Annotated in this window: 21 protein-coding genes; 15 read left to right on the top strand and 6 right to left on the bottom strand. The window is 67.4% G+C overall.

Annotated features, from left to right (window positions below; translation table 11 throughout):
* Positions 1-78: 78 nt before the first annotated feature.
* Positions 79-1,191: a CobW family GTP-binding protein gene (locus tag MXB53_RS06550; RefSeq protein WP_248896583.1), complete on the top strand. Its 1,113-nt coding sequence runs from the start codon at positions 79-81 to the stop codon at positions 1,189-1,191.
* Here the strand turns inward: MXB53_RS06550 and MXB53_RS06545 are convergent.
* The 3 genes from MXB53_RS06545 to MXB53_RS06535 form a co-directional block, all read right to left on the bottom strand.
* Complete coding sequence (locus MXB53_RS06545; protein ID WP_248896582.1) at positions 1,188-1,346, bottom strand: hypothetical protein; 159 nt, start codon at positions 1,344-1,346, stop codon at positions 1,188-1,190. The genes MXB53_RS06550 and MXB53_RS06545 overlap by 4 nt on opposite strands.
* Before the next feature lie 63 nt (positions 1,347-1,409).
* Positions 1,410-2,567 (bottom strand): glutathione-independent formaldehyde dehydrogenase, encoded by a 1,158-nt coding sequence (locus MXB53_RS06540; protein ID WP_248898080.1) that lies wholly within the window; start codon positions 2,565-2,567, stop codon positions 1,410-1,412.
* A 5-nt stretch (positions 2,568-2,572) separates the two neighbouring features.
* Positions 2,573-3,022 carry a GlcG/HbpS family heme-binding protein gene (locus tag MXB53_RS06535; protein ID WP_248896581.1) on the bottom strand — a complete coding sequence of 150 codons (450 nt, stop codon included), beginning with the start codon at positions 3,020-3,022 and terminating at the stop codon, positions 2,573-2,575.
* A gap of 415 nt (positions 3,023-3,437) precedes the next feature.
* Here MXB53_RS06535 and gatC point away from each other — a divergent pair, with 415 nt between their 5' ends.
* Both gatC and gatA read left to right on the top strand, forming a co-directional pair.
* Positions 3,438-3,716 carry an Asp-tRNA(Asn)/Glu-tRNA(Gln) amidotransferase subunit GatC gene (gene gatC, locus MXB53_RS06530; RefSeq protein WP_248896580.1) on the top strand — a complete coding sequence of 93 codons (279 nt, stop codon included), beginning with the start codon at positions 3,438-3,440 and terminating at the stop codon, positions 3,714-3,716.
* On the top strand, positions 3,713-4,996 hold the full coding sequence (gene gatA, locus MXB53_RS06525) for an Asp-tRNA(Asn)/Glu-tRNA(Gln) amidotransferase subunit GatA (RefSeq protein ID WP_248896579.1): 1,284 nt from the start codon (positions 3,713-3,715) through the stop codon (positions 4,994-4,996). Before gatC ends, gatA begins: the two co-directional genes overlap by 4 nt.
* A gap of 337 nt (positions 4,997-5,333) precedes the next feature.
* Here the strand turns inward: gatA and MXB53_RS06520 are convergent, their stop codons facing one another.
* The 3 genes from MXB53_RS06520 to MXB53_RS06510 form a co-directional block, all read right to left on the bottom strand.
* Complete coding sequence (locus MXB53_RS06520; protein ID WP_248896578.1) at positions 5,334-6,938, bottom strand: TrkH family potassium uptake protein; 1,605 nt, start codon at positions 6,936-6,938, stop codon at positions 5,334-5,336.
* Between the two features lie 68 nt (positions 6,939-7,006).
* A complete protein-coding gene (gene trkA / locus MXB53_RS06515; protein ID WP_248896577.1) occupies positions 7,007-8,344 on the bottom strand; it encodes a Trk system potassium transporter TrkA in 1,338 nt (445 codons plus the stop codon).
* Positions 8,345-8,419: 75 nt separating this feature from the next.
* Positions 8,420-8,956, bottom strand: a complete 537-nt coding sequence (locus MXB53_RS06510) for an SRPBCC family protein (protein WP_248898079.1) — start codon at positions 8,954-8,956, stop codon at positions 8,420-8,422.
* An 84-nt stretch (positions 8,957-9,040) separates the two neighbouring features.
* On the opposite strand from MXB53_RS06510, the gene coaBC reads away from it, so the two are divergent.
* The 12 genes from coaBC (at position 9,041) to MXB53_RS06450 (ending at position 20,989) form a co-directional block, all read left to right on the top strand.
* Complete coding sequence (coaBC, locus tag MXB53_RS06505; protein WP_248896576.1) at positions 9,041-10,210, top strand: bifunctional phosphopantothenoylcysteine decarboxylase/phosphopantothenate--cysteine ligase CoaBC; 1,170 nt, start codon at positions 9,041-9,043, stop codon at positions 10,208-10,210.
* 228 nt (positions 10,211-10,438) lie between these two features.
* Positions 10,439-11,512, top strand: a complete 1,074-nt coding sequence (locus MXB53_RS06500; RefSeq protein ID WP_248896575.1) for a monovalent cation/H+ antiporter subunit E — start codon at positions 10,439-10,441, stop codon at positions 11,510-11,512.
* 56 nt (positions 11,513-11,568) lie between these two features.
* A complete protein-coding gene (locus MXB53_RS06495; RefSeq protein WP_248898078.1) occupies positions 11,569-11,799 on the top strand; it encodes a cation:proton antiporter in 231 nt (76 codons plus the stop codon).
* Positions 11,796-12,140 (top strand): monovalent cation/H(+) antiporter subunit G, encoded by a 345-nt coding sequence (gene mnhG, locus MXB53_RS06490; RefSeq protein ID WP_248896574.1) that lies wholly within the window; start codon positions 11,796-11,798, stop codon positions 12,138-12,140. The genes MXB53_RS06495 and mnhG overlap by 4 nt, the downstream gene beginning before the upstream one ends.
* Positions 12,137-12,673: a DUF4040 domain-containing protein gene (locus MXB53_RS06485; protein ID WP_248896573.1), complete on the top strand. Its 537-nt coding sequence runs from the start codon at positions 12,137-12,139 to the stop codon at positions 12,671-12,673. The genes mnhG and MXB53_RS06485 overlap by 4 nt, the downstream gene beginning before the upstream one ends.
* Positions 12,670-13,203: an MnhB domain-containing protein gene (locus MXB53_RS06480; protein ID WP_248896572.1), complete on the top strand. Its 534-nt coding sequence runs from the start codon at positions 12,670-12,672 to the stop codon at positions 13,201-13,203. The genes MXB53_RS06485 and MXB53_RS06480 overlap by 4 nt, the downstream gene beginning before the upstream one ends.
* Positions 13,204-13,569, top strand: coding sequence for a sodium:proton antiporter (locus tag MXB53_RS06475; protein ID WP_248896571.1), 366 nt, complete (start codon positions 13,204-13,206; stop codon positions 13,567-13,569).
* Positions 13,562-15,049: a proton-conducting transporter transmembrane domain-containing protein gene (locus MXB53_RS06470; protein ID WP_248896570.1), complete on the top strand. Its 1,488-nt coding sequence runs from the start codon at positions 13,562-13,564 to the stop codon at positions 15,047-15,049. The genes MXB53_RS06475 and MXB53_RS06470 overlap by 8 nt, the downstream gene beginning before the upstream one ends.
* Positions 15,046-16,722 carry a proton-conducting transporter transmembrane domain-containing protein gene (locus MXB53_RS06465; protein ID WP_248896569.1) on the top strand — a complete coding sequence of 559 codons (1,677 nt, stop codon included), beginning with the start codon at positions 15,046-15,048 and terminating at the stop codon, positions 16,720-16,722. Before MXB53_RS06470 ends, MXB53_RS06465 begins: the two co-directional genes overlap by 4 nt.
* Positions 16,722-18,464 carry a Na(+)/H(+) antiporter subunit D gene (locus MXB53_RS06460; RefSeq protein ID WP_248896568.1) on the top strand — a complete coding sequence of 581 codons (1,743 nt, stop codon included), beginning with the start codon at positions 16,722-16,724 and terminating at the stop codon, positions 18,462-18,464. Before MXB53_RS06465 ends, MXB53_RS06460 begins: the two co-directional genes overlap by 1 nt.
* A 48-nt stretch (positions 18,465-18,512) precedes the next feature.
* Positions 18,513-19,079 (top strand): hypoxanthine/guanine phosphoribosyltransferase, encoded by a 567-nt coding sequence (gene hpt, locus MXB53_RS06455; RefSeq protein ID WP_248896567.1) that lies wholly within the window; start codon positions 18,513-18,515, stop codon positions 19,077-19,079.
* An 80-nt stretch (positions 19,080-19,159) separates the two neighbouring features.
* The gene (locus MXB53_RS06450) at positions 19,160-20,989 is read left to right on the top strand and encodes an ABC transporter substrate-binding protein (RefSeq protein WP_248896566.1); all 1,830 of its coding nucleotides are present in this window, start codon (positions 19,160-19,162) and stop codon (positions 20,987-20,989) included.

Here is a 20,989-nt window from a genome sequence, read left to right as displayed (position 1 = left end):
CGTTCACGGGCGACGCACGACACGCCGACGCGGCTGTGAACACACATTCATACGGCTCGCTGCCATGATACGGGTATCATGGTTTCCTCCAACGACACGCCGATTCCGATCACACTCATCAGCGGTCCGCTCGGCGCCGGAAAAACGACGCTCGTGAATCGGCTCCTGAACGATCCGGGGGACCGACGCATCGCCGTGATCGTCAACGACATGGGGGAGGTGAACGTCGACGCCGAACTCCTGGACCGAGAGACCGACGACGGCGTCATCGACCTCTCGAACGGCTGTATCTGCTGTCGTCTGCAGGACGACCTGGTGAGCGAGGTGACCCGGCTGGCCGAGGAGCGCTCGTTCGACTATCTCGTCGTCGAAGCGTCGGGCATCAGCGAACCCATTCCCATCGCCCGAACGCTGACCGTCGGGACGGACGAGGGTCACCTCCCCGACCGATTCCGCCTCGATACGACCGTCTCGGTCGTCGACGCCTACGGCTTCTGGAAGGCGTTCGACCCGTCGGAATCGCTCCCCGACGAGGCGCCAGCCCCCGAGCGACCCCTGACCGAAGTGTTGGTCGACCAGATCGAGTTCTGTGACGTGCTCCTGTTGAACAAATGTGATATGGTGCCGGACGACGAACTCGACGCCGTCGAGGGCGCGATCCGGGAACTCCAGCCACGAGCAGCGATTCATCGAACCATAGACTCCGCGGTCGACCCGGGGACCGTGCTCGGAACGGGGCGATTCGACTTCGAGGCGGCGAAAGGGCAGCAAGGATGGAAGCAGGCGCTGGCGGCAGCGGAAGGGGGCGAGACGGACGGCCACGACCACGGTGACCAGCCGGCGGCCGCCGCCCACGGCGTCGAATCGTTCGTCTACCGCCGGGAACGGCCGTTCCATCCCGGGCGATTCGACGCTTGGCTCGACGAGTGGGAGGGTGACATCGTCCGGTTGAAAGGGTTCGCGTGGGTCGCGAGCCGGCCGGACGCGGTGCTCGGGGTGAGTCAAGCGGGGCCAGCCGTTCAGGCAGGCCCGATCGGTGAGTGGGGCGCGGACGACCCCGCGACGCGACTCGTGCTCATCGGTCGGCATCTCGACAGCGAGAAAGTGACGGCCGCCCTCGACGACTGTCTGGCCGACGAGTCGGAGCGCGCGGCGTCGTATCCGACTGATCCCTTCCCCCGGGAAGCCTAGACGCCGAGGCCGACATCGTCGCGGAGGTCGTCCCACGACTCGTGGAAGCCGTACGTCGACGACGACGCCGACTGCATCGCCGTCTGGTAGGTGTCGTCGTACGACAGCATCTGCGTCCAGCCGCTGTGGTAGCGGTAACTACAGTATTGGCACATGGGGTCTCGTTGTCATCGTAGTGTGAAACATATCGCGTGGAACTGGAGGCCGAGAAGCGGAGACTACGGCTCCAGCAGCACTTTCGTCACGCCCTCTTCGCGGTTGTCGAAGGCCTCGTACATCTCCGGCGCCTCCTCGAGACCGACGCGATGGGAGACGAGCCAACTGGGGTCGGCGCGACCCTCGATGATGAGGTCGCGGAGTTCGCGGTTGTACTCCTTGACGTTACACTGGCCGGTGCCGAGGGCCTGCCCCTTCTCGAACAGGAGGCCGAAGTCGATGCCGATGCGACCCTGGGCGGCCATGTCGTCGGGCGCACCGGGGTCTTCGGGCACGTAGAGGCCCGGAATGCCGAGTTCGCCCGTCGGCTTGACGGTCCGGATGAGGTTGTTGATGACGACCGCGGGGTTCTCACGGGCCGGGTCGTACGTAGAGGAGCCCTCCTTGTCGGGGTCGACGGCCTGGTAGCCGACCGCGTCGACGCCCTTGTCGACGCCGCCGCCGTGGATCTCCTTGATCTGTTCGACCGGATCGCTCTCCTCGAAGTTGATGGGCGTCGCGTCGCAGTGTTCCTCGGCGAGGTCGAGCCGACTCTCGACGCGGTCGACGACGTAGATTTCGGCGGCACCGCGGATCTTCGCGCTGTACGCGGCCATCAGACCGACCGGGCCGGCCCCGTAGATGGCCACGGAGTCGCCGGCCTCGAAGTTGGCGAGTTCGAGTCCGTGCCAGCCGGTGGGGAAGACGTCCGCGAGGAGCGAGAACGCGTCCTCGTGTTCGTCGCCCTCGGGGAGTTTGAGCGCGTTGAAGTCGGCGAAGGGGATGCGGAGCTTCTCCGCCTGACCGCCCTTGTACGGGCCCATGGCGACGTAGCCGTACGCGCCGCCGGCGAAGCCGGGGTTGACGGTGGTACAGAAGCCGGTCTTGCCGTTCTCGCAGTTCTCACAGAACCCGCAGGCGACGTTGAACGGGGCGACGACGCGGTCGCCGATTTCGAGGTCGGTCACGGCCTCGCCGGTTTCGGTGACGATGCCCACGTTCTCGTGACCGAAGACGATGCCCGGTTCCGCGGCCGTCCGCCCTTCGTACATGTGAAGGTCGGAGCCACAGATGCACGACGTCGTGATGTCGATCAGGACGTCGTTGGGATGTTCGATCTCCGGTTCCTCAACTTCTTCGACGGCGACCTCGTGTGGCCCCTTGTAGACGACGGCGTCCATCGACATTAGTTGGTCACCTCAGCCGGTGTCGCGCTGTCCCGAAGCGATTCCCAGTGGGCGACGCCCGCTTCCGCGACTTCCATGTCCTGTTCGACGGCGCCGCCGGAGACGCCGAACGCCCCGACGACATCGCCGTCCTCGTCGAACAGCGGATAGCCGCCGCCGAAGATGACGATGCGACCCTCGTCGGTCGTCTGAAGTCCGTACAGGGAGTTGCCGGGCTCGGAAGGCTCGGCGAGTTCGTGGGTCGGCATGTCGAGCGCCGCCGACGTGTAGGCCTTGTTCCGCGAAATCGAGACCGACGCGAGCCACGCGTCGTCCATCCGACGCTGGGCGATGAGGTTGCCCTCGCTGTTCGTAACCGCGATTACCATCGGATTATCGATTTCATCGGCCTTCTGCTCGGCCGCATCGATCAACTCTTTTGCAGTGTCAAGTGTGATAGATTGAACCATTCCGTATAGATACTCGGTCGCCAGAGGCATAAACATTTGTACTTACCTGCTGTCCCGTTGGAGTGTGAGGTGTCGGCCGTAGACAGTGAGACACAAACGCGGATGTATATCGACTCAGAACCCAAGCAAAGCACATTTTCGGATCTTGTATGTGTGTGTCTACCGTCGTTAATGGCAACTGAGAGGGTAAATAAAACTCATTACCCATTGTCGAATGATAGAACGGCGTCAACTACCGCCAACGTCCCTGTTTTCAGCGGGCCTAAACAAACACATACTGAGTTTGATCTGCGGCTGTATTCGGTGCGTGAACGCGAGGTGTGGACGATGGGAAGATGCGCGAGCGGCGATACGAACGACCGCGCATCACAGCTGGACCGAAACCCTTAGTGCCGGCCCAGAGTTCCCCTCACACATGAGCGAGACGCCCGTCGACCCCGACGAGGTCCGCCACGTCGCCGACCTCGCCCGGATCGACCTGGCCGAGGACGAGGTGGACCAGTTCGCCGTGCAGTTCGCGGACATCCTCTCCTACTTCGACGCCCTCGACGACGTGCCCGAGGTCGAGTCGGAACCTGACCTGGTGAACGTCATGCGAGCCGACGAGGTTCGCGAGGGACTCACCCAGGAGGAGGCCCTGCGGAACGCGCCGGCGACCGAAGACGGCCACTTCGAGGGGCCGAGCGTGTCATGAGCCACGACGCCTTCATCACCGAGACGGCCATCGAGGGCGACGACGACGGCCCGCTCGCGGGTCGCACCGTCGCCGTCAAGGACAACATCTCCACCGAGGGCGTCCGGACCACCTGCGGGTCTGCGATGCTCGAGGACTACGTGCCGCCCTACGACGCGACGGTCGTCGAACGCCTCGCTGACGCGGGCGCGACCATCGTCGGCAAGACCAACATGGACGAGTTCGGCATGGGGACGACGACGGAGACGTCGGCGTTCGGCCCGACGACGAACCCCGTCGACGAGTCGCGCGTGCCCGGTGGCTCCTCGGGTGGCAGCGCCGCCGCCGTCGCCGCCGGCGAGGCCGACCTCGCCCTCGGCAGCGACACCGGTGGCTCCGTCCGGTGTCCGGCCGCCTTCTGTGGCGTCGTCGGCATCAAGCCCACCTACGGCCTGGTCTCCCGGTACGGCCTCGTCGCCTACGCCAACTCGCTCGAACAGATCGGTCCCCTGGCGCCGACCGTCGAGGGCGCGGCCGAACTACTGGAGGTCATCGCCGGTCCCGACGACCGCGACGCGACGACCCGCGAGGAAGGCGCCGACGCCGACTACGCCAGCGCCGCCGACGGCGACGTCGACGGCCTCACCATCGGCGTCCCGACCGAGCTGGTCGAGGGGGCCGACGAACGCGTCGTCGAGACGTTCGAGGACGCCCTCGCGGACCTCGAAGCACAGGGTGCGGAGATTCACGACGTGAGTCTCCCCTCCGTCGAACGCGCCGTCCAGGCCTACTACGTCATCGCCATGTCCGAGGCCTCCTCGAACCTCGCGCGCTTCGACGGCGTTCGCTACGGCCCCGACACCGAGAGCGAGAGCGAGGACGACTGGAACGAGGCGTTCGCCCGCGTCCGCGAGGAGGGCTTCGGCGACGAGGTGAAACGCCGTATCCTGCTTGGCACCTACGCCCTCTCTGCGGGCTATCACGACAAGTACTACGCCAAGGCCCAGGACGCCCGCGCGTGGGTCAAACAGGACTTCGACGAGGCGCTTTCCGAGGCCGACGTGCTGGCATCGCCGACGATGCCCGTGCTCCCGTTCGAACTCGGCGAGAGCCTCGACGACCCGCTGCAGATGTATCTCGCCGACGCCAACACGGTCCCGGTCAACCTCGCCAACCTCCCGGCGATCTCCGTGCCAGCCGGGACCGCCGACGGACTCCCCGTCGGCCTCCAGTTCGTCGGGCCGGCGTTCGGTGAGCGGACCATCGTCCGGGCCGCCAGCGCGGTCGAACGCGAGCAGTAAGGGCTCTCCGTTTTCACGACGCTCACGGCCCGAGGTCCGAAAAGCGAGGGACTGCTCATCGTAACTGTCTACCGGTGGGTCGTCGAGACGGGTCGGCGATCCACCGGGCATGACTTCCAATAACCGTATCAAAGGGTGTTGGGGTCACACGCGAGAGGCGTCCGATCCGGCGGACGACGCGTTCCCCCCGGAGCCGCGTCGAAGCCGTAGCGAAAGGTCGCTCCGGTGCCGAATCCGGACACCCACCCGTACTGTGTCCGTACACCATATAATCTTACGCCCCGCGTTCTCAGCGGTGATACTTATTGGCCGCCGTAACGGCGGTTCTCCGTGCCGCCTACTGTCGCCAGTACTCCGGCATGAGCAGGATGAGCACTGGTAGAATCTCCAGTCGGCCGATCCACATCAGCGTCACCATGAACAGTTTCGATGCGCCCGAAAAGTCGAGATAGCTTCCCATCGGACCCACGACGCCGAACCCCGGACCGACGTTGCCGAGCGTCGCAGCGACGGCGCTCATCGCCTCCAGCACCGACAGCGAGAGCCCCGTCCGTTCGGCGTCGAGGAAGATCAGCCCCGTCGCAACCAGGAAGATCACCAGATAGAGGAGGGTGAACGCGTAGATGCCGCGGATCGCGCGTTCGTCGAGTGCGCGCCCGCCGAGACGCACCGGGCGCACCGCCTCGGGGTGGGCCGTCGTGAACAGTTCACGGCGGATCGATTTCAGGATGACGTACCAGCGGACCACCTTGATGCCCCCACCGGTCGATCCCGCGGACCCACCGATGAACATCGCAAAGAGCAGGCAGTACTTGGCCGACTGGCTCCACGCGTTGAAGTCGATGCTCGCGTATCCGGTGGTGGTGACGATGGAGACGACCTGGAACGCAGCGTGTCTGAGCGCGGGTTCGACGTGACCGACGAGCGTCGCCTGAACGCCGGCGAGATAGCCCGCGTCGTATGTGCCGCCCGCCGGCGCGGCCATCGCGAGGCCCTTCCCGGCGAACAGGAGGGCGGCGACCACCCCAGCGAGCACCGCCATGACGCCGACGTAGACGCGGAACTCGGAGTCGTCCGCGAGCCGTTTCGGGTCGCCGGTGAGCGCGTGCCAGAACAGCGCGAAGTTGGTCCCCGCCGCGACCATGAAGGGGATGACGAGCCACTGGACGGCCGCGGAGAACGCCTCGATGCTCCGGGCCTCGGGCGAGAACCCGCCGGTCGGCATCGTCGTCAGACCGTGAGCGACCGCGTTGTACGCGTCCATCGCGGGCGCCATGCCGCCGAGATGGAGCGCGTAAAGCAACAGCATCTCGAGGACGGTGAATCCGAGATAGGCACCCCACAGCGCCCGCGCCGTCTCCGCGATGCGGGGCGTGAGTTTCTCGATACCGGGCCCCGGCGCCTCTGCGTCCATCAACTGCGCCCCACCGACCGAGAGTTCGGGCAGGATCGCCACCGCGAGGACGACGATCCCCATCCCGCCGAGCCACTGGGTGAGCTGTCGCCACAGCATGATCCCGCGGGAGTGAGCGTCGAGCGAAATCTCGCCGAGCACGGTCGCCCCGGTGGTGGTGAACCCGCTCATGCTCTCGAAGAGGGCGTTCGCGGGGTTGGCGAGCGTCGAGTCGGGGGCCGTCGGCGCGACGACCGGCGGCACGCCGTGTGCTTCGATCAGGTACGGAACCGCGCCGACGACCGACACCGCGAGCCACGTCACGCCAACCATCAGGAACCCCTCGCGCGCGCCGAGATCCGGATCGGTCCGGAGCCGTTCGAGCCCGAACCCGAAGGAGACGGTCAGCAGGATGGTGACGAGAAACGGCGCGACCGGTTCGCCGTACCCGAAGCTAACGACCAGCGGAATCGACAGCGGGACGGCGAGATACTTGAGGATGCTGCCGACGAGACTGAGACTCGCCCGGTAGTCGACACGAATAGCCATCGGATCGTTCGTTGAGCGATGACCAGCGGAGCGGCTTGAAACTGCTGATGGACACGCGTGGTCGACGGCTACAGTTTCGGCGTCACGTCGTCGACGACATCGGCAGCCAGGAAGACGACGACGTGATCTCCGGGGTGGATCACCGTATCACCGCGCGGCGTGATGAACGTCGCGTCGCGGGTGATCGCCCCGATGACGACGCCGTCGGGCAGGTCCGCGATCGAGTCACGGATCTCCCGGTCCGCGAGGACGCTCTCCTCGCTGACTTCGATTTCGAGCACCTCCGCGCGGTCGCTCTCGATGATGGCGACGTTTTCGGCGCCGCCGTCGCGGGTGAATCGGGTGATTTCCTCGGCGACGACCTGGCGGGGATTGATCCCCACGTCGACGCCGACCGTCTCGAAGAGTTCGACGTACGCGGGCGAGTCGATGACCGCGACGGTGCGTTCGACGCCGAGGCGGCGGGCTAGTAGCGACACGAGCAGGTTCTTCTCGTCGGAGTCGAGCGCGGCGACGACGAAGTCGGCGTCGCCGACGTGTTCGCGCTCCAGAAACTCGGTGTCGGTGGCGTCGCTCTCCATCACGACCGTGTTCGGGAGTTCCTCCGCGAGTTCGCGGGCGCGGTCGGGGTCCTGCTCGACGAGTCGCGGCTTGAATCCGCGTTCGCCGAGCAGTCGAGCCACGTGGTAGCCGATTTCGCTCCCGCCGATGATGACCACCTCCTCAGCAGTCCCCGGTCGCTCCTCCGGAGCGATGGTGGTTGCGAACCCCCTAACGGCTTCCGGGTTCCCGATGACGACGATCCGATCTCCCTCGCCGAGGACGGAATCGCCGCGGGCGAGTTCGACCTCGTCGTCGCGGAGGATCGCCGCGAACGTGAGTTCCTCGAACCGGTCGGCCTCGGCGACGGTCTGGTTGGTCACCGGGCTGCCCGGCGGAATCTCGAACTCCGCCATCTGTATCTGCCCGTCGGCGAACGAGTCGACGTCGCGAGCGGCGGGAATGCCGACGACCCGGACGATGGACTGCGCCGCCAGCAGGTTGGTACAGACCATGAAGTCGATGCCGAAGGCGCGTTCCGACCGCTCCCAGGTCCGCAGATACTCGGTGTTCTTCACCCGGGCGACGGTGAAGGCGTCGCTCACCGCGCGCGCGGTCGAACAGATGACGATGTTCGTCTCGTCGTCGTCGGTGCTCGCGATCACCATGTCGGCGTCGTCGATGCCGGCCTCCTCCAGCGTCGACAGCGCGGTGCCGTCGCCCTGCACCGGCAGCATGTCCACCGAGTAGGTCAGCTCCTCCACTCGGTCGCCGTCCAGGTCGACCACCACGATGTCGTGGCTCTCCGCGAGGTCGGCCGCGATGCTCGATCCGACCTGCCCCGCGCCGACGATGATTATGCGCACGGTCGACCGCGCCCCCGACAGACTGTGACCATGCGTCCACGTGGCTGCGCCCGTAGTATCACGATTTCGCTTCCGTCAGACACCGTCGGGTGTGTCGTGGACGACGAGGTCGACATCGCGGCGCCGCCCTTCGAGGTCGGTGACGATGCGCTCGACGACCTGCTCGGCTTCGTCGAGCAGGATCGGCTTCACCTTCCCGATCACCCAGTCCAGCGAGACGAACCGCGGCAGGTCGACGACGCCGTCGCCGACGGAGTCGGGGTCGAACGCCACCTCCAGGTGGACGCGACAGGCCGGCCCCTCGTCAGGACACGCCGCCGGCACGCTGTCGAGTTCCTCGACCCGCCAGCACCCCCGCGCGTCGATGTCCTTCGTCACGCGCCAGTCGAGTCGAGTCGGGGGATCGACATCGGTGACCTCGGTCCGGGCGATGTAGGCGAGTTTCCACCAGGCAAAGCGTAGGCGATACTGCGTCCCCGGTGAGCCGTCGCCGTCGGCGGTCACGTCCGTCAGATACGCCGAATACTTGGCGTATCTCGGGAAGTCGACGAGGAAGTCGTACACCGCCGCGGCGGGCATACAGACGACCGTACTGACGTGGATGCGGTCCACGTCGGTGGATGGGTGTCCCACCGGGTAAGCGTTCCGCGCCGTCGACGCTCGGGCTTAAGACCCTCGCGGCGGAAGGGGACGGCAATGCTCGACGGAACCCGCGTCGCCCTGGGCGTCACCGGGAGCATCGCGGCGGTGAAAGCGGTGGAACTCGCCCACGAACTCCGGCGCCACGGCGCGACCGTGCGCGGCGTGATGACCGACAGCGCGCAGGGGATCATCCACCCCTGGGCGGTCGAGTTCGCCACCGACCACCCGCCCGTGACGGAGCTCACCGGCGCGGTCGAACACGTCGACCTCTGTGGGCGCACGGGGTGGGCCGACGTGCTCCTCATCGCGCCCGCGACCGCGAACACCGTCGGAAAGATCGCGGCGGCAGTCGACGACACCCCCGTCACGACCTGCGCGACGACGGCGCTCGGGGCGGACGTGCCGGTCGTCATCGCGCCCGCGATGCACGAACCAATGTACGACCACCCCGGGGTGCTGGAGGCCATCGACCGCGTGGAGTCATGGGGCGTCGACTTCGTCGACCCGCGGATCGAGGAGGGCAAGGCGAAACTCGCCAGCGAGGCGGCCATCGTCACCGGCGTCGCCCGCGCGACGACGCCGGCGACGCTCGACGGTCGGCACGTCGTCGTCACCAGCGGTGCGACCACCGAATCGATCGATCCCGTTCGGACGCTCTCGAACCGCGCCTCGGGCCGGACCGGGCGAGCAGTCGCCCGCGCCTGTTACGTCCGCGGGGCGTCCGTGACGCTCGTCCACGACGGTCCGGACGTGCCCTACGCGGACGTTCGCTCGGTCGAGAGCGCCAGCGAGATGCTCGAGGCAGTGCAGGAGGCGGTCGCGGGCGACGACGGCACGGCGGCGGACGCCCTCGTCTCCGCGGCCGCCATCGGCGACTTCACCGTCGAGACCGCCGCCGAGAAGATTCGGTCGGGCGAGCATCTGACGCTCGACCTGAAACCGACGCCGAAAGTGCTGGATTCGGTCCGAGCGGAACACCCCGACCTGCCGATGGTCGGGTTCAAGGCCGAAACCGGCGGCGACGGCGAGGCGATGGCGCAACGCGCCCGGTCGCTCCGCAACCGAGTCGACCTCGCCTTCGTCGTCGCCAACGACGCGTCGGTGATGGGCGACGACGAGACGCGGGCGCTGCTGATCCGCGCGGACGCGGTGGAGACGTACACGGGGTCGAAAGCCGGGCTGGGCGCGCGCGTCGCCGACGAGCTCGCCGCGGCGCTCGACTGACACGGGTTATTGTACGTCAGTACCAGTGGTTCGCCGGACCGTCACGGCGAACCACCAGTGAACAGGTACATAATCCGGATGACCGGACCGCCGGACGGCGCTGTCAGTGGGGCGCACGGCGGCCCCGTCCCACAAACGGGATAGCAATAGTTATGAAACCGGAAGCGAAGGCTACGATACGAATGAACGGGGGAGCCATCGCTCGTTTCGCCGGGGGTCGGTGACCGGATGGCGGCTAATCACGAGCGAGACGTGCTCGTTCCCGTCGGTGACTCGGACACGCTCCGCCGGACCGTCGGGTACGCCGTCGAGGCGGCCTACGAGACGGCAGTCGAGACGGATGAGTCGGCGACGGTCCATTTCGTCTACCCCGCCCGCTGGCGAGTCTTCGAGACGAGCCATCGGAACGTCGAGGAGGCGGAAGCGCTGCTCGAACGCACCGTCGCCTGGGCGAACGAGGAACTCGACGACCTGATCGAAGAGGGCGCGCCACGGCCCGTCGAGTTCGCGTCGACCATCGTCGGCACCGACGAGTACGTCTTCAGTCCTAGCGACTTCGCCGACGTGATCCAGCGCTACGCCGAGGCGAACGACGTCACCCGGGTCGTCGTCGATCCCTCCTTTCGCCCCGGCGGCACCGTTCCGATCCTGCGCTCGTTCGAGGAGGAACTCGCGCGCAGAGGGTTCGACGTGGTGGAAGCCCCCGTCACGCGACGGACCCGTCGCAGTCTCCCCTTCACCGAAGTCGGTCCGTCAGCGTTCCTGCTGACCTTCTCCGTCTCCCTGCTCTTCTATCTCGCCCTCGGTGGCTTCCACGTCACCGACGCCTACGAACTGCTCACCGGCGCCTTCACCGCGGGCGTCGTGAGCCTCACGCTCGCCCGCGTCTCGATGAAAGGCGACGTGCCCGCCTTCACGAGCGTCGGGCGCACCCTGGTCCGGATAGCGATCTACACCCCGATCCTGCTCTGGGAGATCACGAAGGCGAACGTCACGCTCGCGTACGTGGTGCTCCACCCGAGCCTGCCGATCGATCCCCGCGTCGTCGAGTTCGACGCCGCCGTCTGGGGCGACATGCCCGTGACCACGCTCGCCAACTCGATCACGCTGACCCCGGGAACCCTGACGGTCGACGTCAGCCGGCAGCATTTCCTCGTCCACGCGCTCATCCCGGGCGCCGAGGCCGACCTGTTCGAGGGGAAACTCGAGCGCCTCGTCCGGTTCGTGTTCTACGGCCGGTCGGCGTCGCGCATCCCCACGCCGCTGGAACGCCGCGACGACGGCGAGGAGGGGGGTGACTGATCGTGGCGCTCGAACCGCCGCTGTCGACCGTCTTCCTCGGCGCAGCCGGCGCGTTCATGCTGTTCGCGGTCGTTCTGCTCTACCGGGTCGTCCGCGGCCCGACCACGCAGGACCGCATCGTCGCGATCAACGTCATCGGCACGAACACCGTCATCGTCATCGCGCTCGTGAGCGTCGCGTTCGGTGAGTACGGCTATCTCGACGTGGCGCTGGTGTACGCCCTGCTCAACTTCGTCATGAGCATCGCCGTCTCGAAGTTCACCGTCGAGTGGGGTGGCGTCATATGACGCCGCTGGAACTCCTCGCGGCGGCGCTCGTCGTCGGAGGCACCTTCTTCGGCTTCGTCGCCACGGTCGGACTGCTCCGGCTGCCCGACCTCTACTCGCGCCTGCACGCCGCGTCGAAAAGCGACACCCTCGGCTCCGTGCTCGCCGCGGCCGGCACCATCGTCGTCCTCGGCGTCGGCACGGAGTCGCTGAAGATGCTCTTTCTCCTCCTCTTCCTCTTCGTGACGAGTCCGACCGCCGCCCACGCCATCGCGCGGGCGGGGAAAGAGCAGGCGGTCGAACCCGCCGGCGAAGAGGACGTCCCGTGGGCCGACGACGACGCCGAGGGGGGTGAGGCATGACGCTCTCGCTGCCCGTCGCCGCCGTCCTCCTGTTCATGATCGGGAGCGCCCTCGCGGCGGCGGTCCTGCGCGACGTGGTCGGGAGCATCGTCGCCTTCGCCGGCTACAGTTTCGGCGTGGCCGTCCTCTGGGCGTTCCTCCGCGCGCCCGACGTCGCCCTCACCGAGGCCGCCGTCGGCGCCGGCATCACGACCGTCCTCTTCTTGCTCACCATCGCCCGCACCAGCGTGTCGCGCTCGGCGCGGTTCGAGGGCGTCAGCGTCCGCTCGGTCGTCGCCGTCGTCGCCATCGCCGTTACCGTCGGGGCGACGATTCCGGCGCTTCCGGTGGTGGGCGACCCCACGACGCCCGTGATCCAGGGCGAGGTGAGCCAGTACTATCTCGAGAACGCGTACAAGCAGACCGGCGTGACGAACGTCGTGACCGCGGTCCTCGTCGGCTACCGCGGGTTCGACACGCTGGGCGAGGCCGCGGTGGTCTTCGCCGCCGGTATCGCCATGTTGCTCGTGCTGCGACGGGAGGCGTTCGTATGAGCGACCGCGACGACGCGAGCGAGACCGAAGACGCGGGCGAGGTGGTCCGTCCTGCCGAGGAACGCCCCGCCTACGTCGAGAGCACGATCATCATGACGACGGTCCGCGTCATCGCCCCATTCGTCCTGACGCTCGGCGTGTTCGTGATGTTCCACGGCGCGAGTTCGGCCGGCGGCGGGTTCCAGGGCGGCGTCATCGCGGCGACGACCGTCGTCATGCTCGGGTTCGCGTTCGGTATCGAGCCGATCGCGTCCAGCCTTCGCGACGAGCACCTGTCCCTCCTCGTCCTCGGCGGCCTCGGGACCTTCCTCCTCATCGGTCTCGGCGGCTACGCCGTGGGCGACGACTTCCTCCAGGTCTCCGCGTACGAGACGGTCATGCACCACGGGAGCAAGTACAGCATCGAACTCGTCGAAGTCGGCATCGGCCTCGTCGTCTCCGGCGTCATCACCGGGCTCTTCTTCCTGCTCGGTACCGGCGTCGACACCGCACACGAGGCGACCGAACCCGGAACGGAGGAAGAGCAATAGATGATCGAGTTACTCACGACGAAGTACACGTATCTCACGGTGGTCGTCCTGCTCGCACTGGGCGTCTACGTCATGATCGAGAGCGACAACCTCGTGAAGAAGATCATCGGCCTGAACGTGTTCCAGACGGGCATCTTCGTGTTTTTCATCACGAGCGCCTACCGCATGGACGGGCGCTCGCCCGTCGTCGAAAGCGGCGGCGGAGGCGGCCCCTTCGTCAGCCCGCTCCCGCACGTGCTCATCCTGACCGCCATCGTCGTCGGGGTGAGCCTGACCGCCGTCGCGCTCGCGCTCGTCATCCGCATCTACGAGAACTACGGCACCGTGAACGAGGCGACCCTCGAGGAGGTGCGGGCGAATGACTGAGGCGTTCGTCCCCCTGCTGGTCGCCCTGCCGCTGCTCGGCGCCCTCCTCGTCCTCGCGGCCGGGCTAGTGCGAGAGGACGCGTCGCCCGCCGTCGCCGGCCTCACCCTCCTCGGACAGGCCGGGCTCGCGGGCTGGATCGGCTGGCGGGCCATCGACGCCGGCCCCCTGTCGACCGAAGTCGGCGGCTTCGTCGCCCCCTACGGCATCGAACTCGTCGTCGACGGGCTGTCCGCGGTCGTAGTCGTCCTCGTCGCCGTCGTCTCGCTGGTGATCCTGGCGTTCGCCGCCGAGGACGACCCCGATAGCACCGCGTTCTACACCGAGTATCTGCTGCTCGTGGCTGGCCTCTCGGGGATGACCGTCACCGGCGACGTGTTCAACCTCTACGTCTTCCTCGAGATTTCGGGGCTGGCGACCTACGCCTTGGTCGCGAGCGCGGGCACCGGTGAGTCCGCGGTGTCGGCGCTGAAATACCTCCTCTTCGGGACCGTCGCCGCCTCGGTGTACCTGCTCGGCGTCGGCTACGCGCTCGTCGCCACGGGGACGCTCAACATGGCCGACCTCTCGGTCAAACTGGCCGAGGTGGGCTACACCTCGCCGCTCGTGCTCGCCTCCTTCGGGTTCATCGTCGTCGGCCTCGCGACCAAGGCGGCGCTGTTCCCGCTGCATACGTGGCAGCCAGGCGCGTATCAGGACGCGCCCAACAGCGTGAGCGCGCTCATCTCCGCGCTGGTCTCGACGGTCGCGGCCTACGTCCTCGCGCGCCTGGTGTACACCGTCTACACGCCCGCCTTCTTCGACGCCGTACCCGTCGCCCGCGACGCGCTCGTCGTCTTCGCGACGGCGAGCATCGTCATCGGGAGCGTCCTCGCCGTCGTCCAGTCCGACATCAAGCGGATGCTCGCGTACTCGTCGGTGTCCCAGTACGGCCTCGTGGTCGCGGCGGTCGCCATCGGGACGCCGGCGGCCGTCTTCGGCGGGGTCGTCCACCTGCTCGGCCACGCGGTCATGAAAGGGGGGCTGTTCGTCGCCGCGGGCGCCGTCGACGACGCGACCGGCGCCCGGACCGTCGACGAGTACGCGGGTCTCGCCGACCGGTTCCCGATCCTCGGCGGGGCGAGCGCCGTCCTCATGCTCGCGATGGTGGGCGTCCCGCCGGCGGTCGGCTTCGCGGGCAAGTGGTATATCGCACTCGGCGCCGTGCGGGCCGGTACCTGGCCCCTGGCGGTCGTCATCTTCGCGTCGACGCTCCTGACGCTCGCCTACTTCGCACGGCTGATCGAACGGATGTACGTCGCCCCGATGTCGGAGCCGGTGGGGGCCGCGGCCGACGGCGGCACTGACGCCGTCACCGCACCGTCGCGGCGGTCGGTGGCGCTCGTCGTCGGCGCCGCCGTCGTCGCCGTCGCGCTCGGCCTCCTCGTCACCGACCTGCAAGCACTGCTCGAACCGACCATCGACACCCTTCTCGCCTCATGACTGAGATCACCTCACTCCGACCGGCTCTGGCCGTCGCGCTCGCGGCGGTCGCCGTCGTACCGATCCTCGCCTCCGGCCGCCGGCCGAACCTCCGTGAAAGCTGGACGATCCTCGCGGCGGGCGGGGCCTTCGCCATCGTCGCCAGCATGCTCCCCGCTGCCCTCAACGGGACGATCCTCGTCTCCGAACTGGGGACGTTCGTCGCGGGCGTCGACCTCTCGCTCCGGGCCGACCCGCTCGGCCTCCTCTTCGCCACCGTCGCCAGCCTCCTCTGGCTGATCACGAGTTTCTACAGCATCGGCTACGTGCGCGGCCTCGACGAACACGCCCAGACCCGCTACTTCGCGGCCTTCGCCGCGAGCGTCGCCGCCGCCCTCGGCGTCGCCTTCGCTGCCAACCTCGTCACGCTGTTCGTCTTCTACGAACTGCTGACGGTCGCGACCTACCCCCTCGTCACCCACGACGAGACGCCGGAGGCGCGGGCCGCCGGGCGGAAGTATCTCGCGTACACCTTCGGCGGCGGCGTCGCCGTCCTCGCGGGGACGGTGCTCGTCGCCACCATGACGGGGACGACGGCCTTCACCCCGGGCGGCATCGCGGGCCTCGCGGAATCCGATCCCCTCCTCGCGCGGGCCGCGTTCGTCCTGCTCGTCGTCGGCTTCGGCGTCAAGGCGGCGCTAATGCCCCTGCATTCGTGGCTCCCCGACGCGATGGTCGCGCCGACGCCCGTCTCCGGCCTGCTCCACGCCGTCGCCGTCGTCAAAAGCGGCGTGTTCGGCGTCGCGCGCGTCCTCCTCGACGTCTTCGGCGTCGACCTCACCGCCTCGCTCGGCCTCGGGCTTCCGCTCGCCATCGTCGCCGCCGCGACGCTCCTCATCGCGAGCATCATCGCGCTCCGCCAGGACAACCTCAAGCGCCGGCTGGCGTACTCGACGGTGAGCCAACTCTCTTACATCGTCCTCGGCCTCGCCGTCCTCGACCCGCAGTCCATCACCGGCGGCCTGCTCCACATCCCCGCTCACGCATTCATGAAACTTACCCTCTTTTTCACCGCGGGCGCCATCCACGTCGAAACCCACACCGACGACATCAGCGAGATGGCCGGCATCGGCAAGCGGATGCCACTGACGATGCTCGCCTTCGGCGTCGCGGCCGCGGGCATGGCCGGCATCCCCCTCGTCGCCGGCTTCGTCAGCAAGTGGTATCTCCTACTCGGGAGCGTCAGCGCCGGGCAGACGCTCTTCGCCGTCGTCCTCCTGCTCTCGGGCGTCCTCAACATCGCCTACTTCTGGCCCGTGTTCTACCAGGCCTTCTTCGAGAGCGAGGACGACCACGACGCCAAACCGCTCGTCGAGTTCTCCCTCGGCGGCGAGTCGCGGTCGATCCTTCCCGAGGCATCCCGGCCGGAATCCGACCCCATCACCGACGGCGGGCACGGGGATGACGACGGGCTCGAAAGCCCGCACGGCGGGGAAGAGAGCCACCACGGCGGTCCGCCCGCCGGCGGCTGGGAGCGTCGTGGGTGGCGCGGCGCCGAGAGCACGTGGTTCATGCTCGGTCCCATCCTCGCGGCGATGACGGGGGCCGTCGTCCTCGGCGTCATCCCGCGGACCGCCGTCTTCCTCCGCCTCGTCGAGGTCATCGTCGCGGCGGCGACGGGGGGGGCCGTCTGATGGCTGGCCCGCTCACCATGATCCCGCCGGGCATCGTCGTCCTCGCGGCCGCGCTCGTCGCGGGACTGGCCGGTCGCCGGCTCGGCCATCTCGTCGGCGGTGCCACCGCTGCCCTCGTCACGGTGTGGGTGTGGGTCGTCCCCGCGGGGACCCACCTGCCCGGACAGCTGTTCGGCTTCGACGCCGTCTTCTTCGCGGTCGACCCCTTCTCGCGGATCGTCGGCCTCGTCTTCGCGTTCATCGCCACCGTCGCCGTCGGCTACTCGTGGGCGACAGGCGCGAGCAGTCGGCAGACGGCGTACGCGCTCACCTACGTCGGATCGAGTCTGGGCGCCGTCTTCGCCGGCGACTGGCTGACGATGGTCGTCTGGTGGGAGCTGATGGCCGTCACGAGCACCATCCTCGTCTGGGACTACGGCGGGAAGGCGGTGCGGGCGGGCTTCCGCTACGCCATCCTGCACGGCATCGGCGGCAGTCTCGTCCTCGCGGCCGTCGCGTGGCACTACGTCGAAGTCGGCTCCTTCCTCTTCACCGCCGCGAGCGGGATGGTCGGCACGGTGCCACAGTTGCTCGCCGCCATCGGCATCGGCGTCAACGTCGGCTTCATCGGCCTGCACGCGTGGCTGCCGGACACCTATCCGCGCCCGCATATCGCCGCGAGCGTCTTCCTCTGTGTGTACACGACCAAGACGGGCGTCTACGCCATGTACCGCGCCTTCCCCGAGGGGCACCTCTGGATCGCCTACATGGGCGGGGCGATGGCCGTCTTCGGCGCCGCCGCCGCCCTCCTCCAGAACGACATGCGCCGCCTGCTCTCCTACCACATCCAGTCCCAGGTCGGCTACATGGTCGCGGGCGTCGGCATCGGCAGCGCGCTGGCGCAGGCGGGCGCGTTCGGCCACGTCTTCAACCACATCCTCTACAAGAGCCTCCTGTTCATGACGGCGGGAGCGATCATCTACCAGACGGACGAGGAGAACCTGAAGTATCTCGGCGGTCTGGCCCGCGAGATGCCGGTCACGGCCATCGCCTTCACCATCGCCGCGCTCTCCATCGCCGGCTTCCCCGGCTTCAACGGTTTCGTCAGCAAGGGCATCGTGATCTCCGCCAGCCACTACACGTTCGTGAAAGGACCGCTCGTCGTCGGCGACTTCTACACGCTGGAGTTGCTGCTCCTCGTCGGCGGCGTCGGCACGTTCCTGTCGTTCATCAAGTTCGGCTACTACGCCTTCCTCCACGGACCGTACGAGGGCGCCCCCGTGACATCGGCACCGCGGACACAGCAGGTTGCGATGCTGCTCGTCGCGGCACTGTGTGTGTTCTACGGCGTCTTCGACGGCGCGCTGTTCAGTCTGCTCCCGTTCGACGTGACCGACGGAACCGTCGTCGCCCACGTCTACCACACCTACACCGTGGGCCACGTGGTCGAGGGAATCGCGCTCGCCGCGGCGGGCGTGCTCGGCTTCGTCATCCTCAAACGCCCGCTGTCGAAGGTGGGGCGCGTCCCCGACGTCGACGCGGGGTACAATCCGCTCGCCTTCTACGGGACGCGCGCGCTCGTCCACGGCGTGACCGAGACGTACGCGGCCGTCGACCGCGCCGCCGTCGCGCTGGTCGAGCGCGCGACGGCCCTGCGTGCCGACTCGGCCGCCTTCGCCCGCCTCCGCGCCAACATCGGGGAGAGCATCTTCGTGCTGATCGTGGTGCTCGCTGGCGTGCTGACGTGGCTCGGAATCGTATAGCCACCCGGGAATCGCCAGACTTTATTCTAAACGGTCGGTACGGACGACATGGACCAGTTGCGGCAGTCGCTTCTCGACGCCCCGATCATCGAGAAAGACGAGTACGAGTACTTCGTCCACCCCGTCAGCGACGGCGTACCGATGCTCCGACCCGAACTCCTCCGCGAGATCGTCATCAAGATCATCCGCAAGGCGGATCTGGAGGACATCGACAAGATCGTCACGCCGGCGGCGATGGGCATCCACATCTCCACCGCCGTCTCGCTGATGACCGACATCCCGCTGGTCGTCATCCGGAAACGCCAGTACGGTCTCGAAGGCGAGGTGTCGCTCTCGGCCCAGACCGGCTACTCCGAGAGCGAGATGTACATCAACGACGTGGAGGCGGGCGACCGCGTGCTCGTCCTGGACGACGTGCTCTCGACCGGCGGCACGATGAACGCGATCATCGACGCCCTCGAACATATCGGTGCGGACGTCAGCGACGTGGTCGCTGTCATCAAGAAGGCGGGACCGAACGAACTCGACGAGACGGGCTACAGCGTCAAGACGCTCATCAACGTCACCGTCGAGGACGGCGAAGTCATCATTACGGATCCACACGGCGACGGATAGCCGTCGACCGCGCCGGTGTCCGGTGGTTCGTGGTTTTGCCGACCGATGGGTATTAGTGCGCACCACCGTTTGCAAAGCGTATGCCGTCTGGTAACGACCGTCGCGGATCGGGGGTCACGGAACGCCGCGACGTACTGAAGCTGTTTGGGGCAGCGGGGGTCGCCGGCCTCGCGGGCTGTTCGTCCGGCGGGAGCGAGGAGAGCGGCGGGCGGAGCGTCCAGGGAACCTACGTCTCCGCCACCAGCGTCGACGCGCAGTCGCTCAACTGGCTCACCATCGCCGACTCCACCTCGGGCGCGTACGTCACCGACACGCTCGACGGGGCGTGGGCGATCAAACCCGAGCGGGAGATCTTCCCGCTGTGGGCCGACTACTCGACCGACGACGGACGCGTCTACGAGATCGAGCTCCGAGAGAATCTGGAGTGGGGCGCCGGGTACGGCCAGATGACCGCCGAGGACTGGGTGTACATGATACGGAACGTCTTCCAGGCCGAGGAAAACTGGAGCGGCTACCCCGACGCCGGCGCCTGGTTCCGGACGAACCCCGACACCGGGGAACAGGAGCCGATCCCGATCGAACGGACCGGGACGCGGACCTTCGAGATTCGCCTGTTCGAGGTCGATCCGTCGTTCCCGTTCAAGCCCGTCCTGTGGCGCCAGCAGTGCGTGCCGAAAGGAATTTTGGAGAAGTACGTCCCGGACCAGGACGGCGAGGGACTACAACAGGACGAGGAACTGAACACGCTCGCCTACACGGGGAACCTCGGCCCGTACACCTACGAGCAGTGGGATCGCTCGGCCCAGTACGTCGTCACGCGAAACGAGGACTACTACCTCAGAGACGTCGACGGCGTGCCAGAGCGGTTCCGTGAGGCGCCGTATTTCGACCAGCAGACGACCCGCGTGATTTCGGAGGAGAGCACCCGGCTCGGCGCGCTCGAATCCGGCGAGGTGGACTCCGTGGGCGTCCCGCCCGACAAGGCCGAACGCTTCGAGAACCTGCAGACCGTCACCCTCAACGTCACGCCACAGCCCTATCTCCGTCTCCTCGTCTACAACATGCGGGCGAACGGCTGGCAGCCGTTTCGCTCGAAAGCGGTCCGGCGCGCGCTGGCCTTTGCCGTCGACAAGGAGACGATCACGGAGAACATCTACCGCGGCTACGCGAACGTGGCCCAGACCATGCAACCGGAGTGGTCCGACTGGTACGACGACAGCCGCGTCGAGGAGTTCGGCGTCGGCGACCGGTACGGACCGGAGCCGACGCGCTCCCGACTCGCCGACGCGCTCTCGGACACGGCGTACGCGTACGAGGGTGACCGCCTCGTCGACGGCGACGGCGAACAGGTGACGCTGTCGCTCTACTACGACTCCGGCCAACCGACCGAAGGGACCATCGCGGAGTTCGTCGCCCAGGAGTTCGGCGAGAACGCCGGCATCGCCGTCCAACCCGAAGCCGTCTCGACATCGACGTTCCAGAGCAACTACGTCGAGACATCGGCACCGGCGGGGACCGACCCCGAGTGGACCGCGGGCATGTTCAACGGCGGCCCGCGGGACGTGGCCACGAGCGCCGAGCCGTGGGACATGTCGCTCAACCTGCAGTTCAACACCTATCCGTTCACGCCGGCGTCGAGCAAGGGCTTCTTCGAGGAGCGGGGCGGGATCAACTTCTACGGCTACTATCCGGAGGCGGACATCGCCGGCCTGTACGAGCAGGCGTCATCGACGACGGACGAAGGGCGGCGTCGGGAACTGTTCGGCGAGGCGTTCGGCCTCATCAGCGAGGAACAGCCCTTCGGCTTCCTCGCGATGCCGTCGAGCGTGACCGGCTTCGCCGACGACGTACGGGGGTACGACGAGGAGTTCAACACGGTATGGGACGCCCAGACATGGTACTTCGCGTGA

This window comes from Haloplanus sp. XH21 (assembly GCF_023276355.1).
GTDB lineage: Archaea > Halobacteriota > Halobacteria > Halobacteriales > Haloferacaceae > Haloplanus > Haloplanus halobius.
This window is presented reverse-complemented; position numbering and strand designations above follow the sequence as displayed.

Excerpts from the sequence above, each read along its gene's own strand:
- MXB53_RS06540 (WP_248898080.1), bottom strand. The coding sequence starts at position 2,567 with ATGGACGCCGTCGTCTACAAGGGGCCACACGAGGTCGCCGTCGAAGAA.
- hpt (WP_248896567.1), top strand. The coding sequence starts at position 18,513 with ATGGACCAGTTGCGGCAGTCGCTTCTCGACGCCCCGATCATCGAGAAA.
- MXB53_RS06545 (WP_248896582.1), bottom strand. The coding sequence starts at position 1,346 with ATGTGCCAATACTGTAGTTACCGCTACCACAGCGGCTGGACGCAGATG.
- MXB53_RS06500 (WP_248896575.1), top strand. The coding sequence starts at position 10,439 with ATGGCGGCTAATCACGAGCGAGACGTGCTCGTTCCCGTCGGTGACTCG.
- MXB53_RS06475 (WP_248896571.1), top strand. The coding sequence starts at position 13,204 with ATGATCGAGTTACTCACGACGAAGTACACGTATCTCACGGTGGTCGTC.
- MXB53_RS06470 (WP_248896570.1), top strand. The coding sequence starts at position 13,562 with ATGACTGAGGCGTTCGTCCCCCTGCTGGTCGCCCTGCCGCTGCTCGGC.
- MXB53_RS06480 (WP_248896572.1), top strand. The coding sequence starts at position 12,670 with ATGAGCGACCGCGACGACGCGAGCGAGACCGAAGACGCGGGCGAGGTG.
- MXB53_RS06495 (WP_248898078.1), top strand. The coding sequence starts at position 11,569 with ATGCTGTTCGCGGTCGTTCTGCTCTACCGGGTCGTCCGCGGCCCGACC.
- MXB53_RS06465 (WP_248896569.1), top strand. The coding sequence starts at position 15,046 with ATGACTGAGATCACCTCACTCCGACCGGCTCTGGCCGTCGCGCTCGCG.
- MXB53_RS06520 (WP_248896578.1), bottom strand. The coding sequence starts at position 6,938 with ATGGCTATTCGTGTCGACTACCGGGCGAGTCTCAGTCTCGTCGGCAGC.
- mnhG (WP_248896574.1), top strand. The coding sequence starts at position 11,796 with ATGACGCCGCTGGAACTCCTCGCGGCGGCGCTCGTCGTCGGAGGCACC.
- gatC (WP_248896580.1), top strand. The coding sequence starts at position 3,438 with ATGAGCGAGACGCCCGTCGACCCCGACGAGGTCCGCCACGTCGCCGAC.
- gatA (WP_248896579.1), top strand. The coding sequence starts at position 3,713 with ATGAGCCACGACGCCTTCATCACCGAGACGGCCATCGAGGGCGACGAC.
- coaBC (WP_248896576.1), top strand. The coding sequence starts at position 9,041 with ATGCTCGACGGAACCCGCGTCGCCCTGGGCGTCACCGGGAGCATCGCG.
- MXB53_RS06535 (WP_248896581.1), bottom strand. The coding sequence starts at position 3,022 with ATGGTTCAATCTATCACACTTGACACTGCAAAAGAGTTGATCGATGCG.
- MXB53_RS06460 (WP_248896568.1), top strand. The coding sequence starts at position 16,722 with ATGGCTGGCCCGCTCACCATGATCCCGCCGGGCATCGTCGTCCTCGCG.
- MXB53_RS06550 (WP_248896583.1), top strand. The coding sequence starts at position 79 with ATGGTTTCCTCCAACGACACGCCGATTCCGATCACACTCATCAGCGGT.
- MXB53_RS06485 (WP_248896573.1), top strand. The coding sequence starts at position 12,137 with ATGACGCTCTCGCTGCCCGTCGCCGCCGTCCTCCTGTTCATGATCGGG.
- MXB53_RS06450 (WP_248896566.1), top strand. The coding sequence starts at position 19,160 with ATGCCGTCTGGTAACGACCGTCGCGGATCGGGGGTCACGGAACGCCGC.